This is a genomic window from Variovorax sp. 10N432, assembly GCF_056394465.1.
The window spans coordinates 1-3,535 of the sequence record NZ_JBFTHX010000096.1 but is presented as its reverse complement, the minus strand read 5'-3'; the positions used below and the strand labels follow the sequence as shown (position 1 = coordinate 3,535).

At 65.9% G+C, this 3,535-nt stretch carries 3 protein-coding genes; all 3 read left to right on the top strand.

What is annotated here, in order from left to right:
- Nucleotides 1-642 (top strand): methyl-accepting chemotaxis protein (locus AC1DF3_RS36640; RefSeq protein WP_478142761.1); only part of this gene is annotated, 642 nt, incomplete at its 5' end.
- Between the two features lie 40 nt (nt 643-682).
- Entirely contained in the window at nt 683-2,251 is a 1,569-nt protein-coding gene (locus AC1DF3_RS36635) for a methyl-accepting chemotaxis protein (protein ID WP_478142760.1), read from the top strand.
- Between the two features lie 70 nt (nt 2,252-2,321).
- The coding region (locus AC1DF3_RS36630) for a methyl-accepting chemotaxis protein (RefSeq protein WP_478142759.1) at nt 2,322-3,535 on the top strand (1,214 nt) is incomplete at its 3' end.

Below are 3,535 nucleotides of genomic sequence, written 5' to 3'. Positions count from 1 at the left end.
AAGATCGTGGACATCATCGGCGTGATCGACGGCATCGCGTTCCAGACCAACATCCTGGCGTTGAACGCGGCGGTGGAAGCCGCACGCGCCGGCGAGCAGGGCCGCGGCTTCGCGGTGGTGGCGTCGGAAGTGCGCAGCCTGGCGCAGCGCTCGGCGGCGGCGGCCAAGGAGATCAAGGGCCTGATCGACGATTCGGTGGGCAAGGTGGGCGCTGGCAGCGCGCTGGTGGCCGAGGCGGGTCACACGATGGAAGAGATCGTGGGCAGCGTGAAGCGGGTGACCGACATCATGGGCGAGATCACGGCGGCCAGCCAGGAGCAGACCTCGGGGATCGAGCAGATCAACCAGGCGATCACGCAGATGGACCAGGTGACGCAGCAGAACGCGGCACTGGTCGAAGAGGCCGCGGCGGCCGCCGCATCGCTGCAGGAGCAGGCCGGCAACCTGTCGCAGATCGTCGGCACCTTCAAGCTCGACGACGGGCCGGCAGCGGTTGCTCCGCCGGCCCGTACGCCTGTCGCGGCAGCTGCGCCGAGCCGGGCGCCATCCAGGCCATCGCCGGCTCCGGCCCCCGCCCGTTCGAAGCCGGCGCCTGCGCCGGCGACGGCCAGCGCGGCCGCGGGCGACTGGACCGAATTCTGAAACCCTCACATCTACTCCAGGACACCTTGTTGCCACCACCATGAACGCGCTTTCCAATCTGAAAATCGGCACCCGCCTGGGCATGGGCTTCGCCGTCGTTCTGCTGTTCCTGGCGGCGATCGTCGCACTCGGCCTGAACTCCCTCGGCGGCATCCAGGCGCGCCTCGACAGCATGGTCCATGACAACAATGTCAAGGTGGCGCTGGCCAACAAGATGCTCGATTCGATTCGCGACATCGCCGGCTACGGAACTGAACTGGTGCTGCTGACCGACGAGGCGGCGATGCGCGAACAGATGAAAAAGATCGGATCGGCGCGCGAGCTGTTCACCGAGACCAAGACCGCGCTCGCCAAGATCGTCGTGACGCCGGAAGGCAAGGCCTTCCTGGCCAGGATCGACGAGACGCTGGCGGTGGCGGCGCCCCTGAGCGCCCAGCTGATCGAACTGGCGCAGCAGAACAAGAACGTCGAAGCGACCGAACTCCTGATGAAGAAGTTCGCTCCCGCCGTGCGCGCCACGCTGGCCTCGGTGGACGCGATGATCGACTACCAGACCCGGCGGGCCGAACAGGCGAATGCCGCCGCAGCCGCCGAGTACCAGCGTGTGCGCGGCCTGATGCTGGGACTCGGCCTGATGGCCGTGCTGCTGGGCGCTGCGATTGCCTGGTTCATCACGCGATCGATCACGCGGCCGATCGGTGAAGCCGTGAAGGTGGCCGAGACCGTCGCCGCAGGCGACATCAGCTCGCGCATCCACGTGGCCTCGAAGGACGAAACCGGCCAGCTCATGCAGGCGCTCAAGGAGATGAACAACAGCCTGGTGAAGATCGTGGGCGAAGTCCGCACCGGCACCGACACGATCGCGACGGCCTCGGGCCAGATCGCGACCGGCAACCAAGACTTGTCGTCGCGCACAGAAGAACAGGCGAGCTCGCTGGAAGAGACCGCTGCCTCGATGGAAGAACTGACTTCGACGGTGAAGCAGAACGCCGATAACGCCCGCCAGGCCAATCAACTCGCGGTCTCGGCTTCCGAAGTGGCAGTCAAGGGCGGCAGCGTGGTGAGCCAGGTGGTCGACACGATGGGCTCGATCAACGCCTCGTCGCGCAAGATCGTCGACATCATCGGCGTGATCGACGGCATCGCCTTCCAGACCAACATCCTGGCGTTGAACGCGGCGGTGGAAGCCGCTCGCGCCGGCGAGCAGGGCCGTGGCTTCGCGGTGGTGGCGTCGGAAGTGCGCAGCCTGGCGCAGCGCTCGGCGGCGGCGGCCAAGGAGATCAAGACCTTGATCGGCGACTCGGTGGAGAAGGTCGAGGAAGGCAGCAARCARGTGGCGGAGGCGGGTCGCACGATGGAAGAGATCGTCGACAGCGTCAAGCGGGTGACCGACATCATGGGCGAGATCACGGCGGCCAGCCAGGAGCAGACCTCGGGGATCGAGCAGATCAACCAGGCGATCACGCAGATGGACCAGGTGACGCAGCAGAACGCGGCACTGGTCGAAGAGGCCTCGGCCGCGGCGCAGTCGCTTCAGGAGCAGGCCGGCAACCTGTCGCAGGTGGTGAGCGTCTTCAAGATGAATCCGTCCGACGCGCGGGCGAGCTGAGCCGGCATACGACAAGACCCGCGGCGTTTCGACGCCGATCCAATCGTTCGATGAAGTGAGGAAGTGTGTGATGAGTATGAAGAATCTGAAGATCGGCACCCGCCTGGGCATCGGCTTCGCCGCCATGCTGGTGCTGATGGCCCTTCTTTCGGCCACCGGCATGCTGCGGCTGGCCAACGTGGGCAACGCCACCGAAGAGATGGTCGAGAAGACCTTGGTCAAGGAGCGCATGGTCGGTGAATGGTCGACCTTGCTGGCGGCCAACATCGTGCGGACTTTTGCGATCGTGAAGGCCAGCGATCCCGCCACTGAAGCTTATTTCAAGAAGGAACTCGGCGGCGGCCAGGCACTCATCAATCCGCTGCAGAAGAAGCTCGAGGCGCTGCTGGTCTCGCCCGAGGAAAAGAAGCTCTACGGCGACGTGGCCGAGGCACGCCGCGTGGTGCTCGAACTGCTCGCAGCGCTCAACAAGCTCAAGGCGGCGAACGACGCGGACGGTGCCAACAAACTGGCCGACAACCAGTTCACGACGGCGCTGGCGAACTATGGAAAGGCCGTCGATGCGCTGTCGGTGCATGAACGCGGGTTGATCGACGCGTCGGCCCAGGCGATCGCGAAGGAGCACGACACCGGCCGGATGTCGCTGATCGTGCTGTCGATCGTGGCATTGGCGGTCGGCGGGCTGTTCGCCTGGCGGCTGACGGTCGGCATCGTCCACCCGTTGGGCGAGGCCGTGAAAGTGGCGGAGACCGTGGCGGACGGCAATCTCGCCAGCCACATCGAGATCGGGAGCCGCGACGAAACCGGCCAACTCATGCAGGCGCTGAAGAACATGAACGACAGCCTCGCGAAGGTGGTGGGCGAAGTCCGCACCGGCACCGACACGATCGCGACGGCTTCGAGCCAGATCGCCACGGGCAACCAGGACCTGTCGTCGCGCACCGAAGAGCAGGCGAGCTCGCTGGAGGAAACGGCCGCGTCGATGGAAGAACTGACCTCGACGGTGAAGCAGAACGCCGACAACGCCCGCCAGGCCAATCAGCTCGCGGTCTCGGCTTCCGAAGTCGCCGTCAAGGGCGGCAGCGTGGTCAGCCAGGTGGTCGACACCATGGGCTCGATCAACGCCTCGTCGCGCAAGATCGTGGACATCATCGGCGTGATCGACGGCATCGCGTTCCAGACCAACATCCTGGCGTTGAACGCGGCGGTGGAAGCCGCACGCGCCGGCGAGCAGGGCCGCGGCTTCGCGGTGGTGGCGTCGGAAGTGCGCAGCCTGGCGCAGCG